This window comes from Sporosarcina sp. 6E9, assembly GCF_017921835.1.
Lineage (GTDB): Bacteria > Bacillota > Bacilli > Bacillales_A > Planococcaceae > Sporosarcina.
The window spans coordinates 1-289 of the sequence record NZ_JAGEMN010000031.1; the positions used below are offsets into that span (position 1 = coordinate 1).

1 protein-coding gene is annotated in these 289 nt (G+C 40.8%); it reads left to right on the forward strand.

Features of this window, described 5'->3' with window-relative positions; genetic code table 11:
* Positions 1–289: hypothetical protein (locus tag J4G36_RS18315; RefSeq protein WP_210471846.1), on the forward strand; the 289-nt coding region annotated here is incomplete at both ends.

Consider the following 289-nt stretch of genomic DNA (forward strand, 5'->3'; position numbering starts at 1 on the left):
CGAGGGAATCGAGGCTTATGAGCAACTAAACGCACCTGAAAAAGTAATTGTTGACAAGGCTATAAAAAAAGCCAATGAGGAACTTGGACAACACCAACACCTTGATTATTCTTCTATTTTACAAGCTAATGATGGAATAGGCATGGTGCATGTGTTATTAAAACCCACCTCATGTATGAAGAAAACTCCAGCCGATCATCAGGGAGACTGTAAAATCCGAGATAAGGCTAAGCCTCAGGTGTCTTGTGTTGCCTGTCATAAAGACATGAATTGTTTCCTTCTCAGAGAC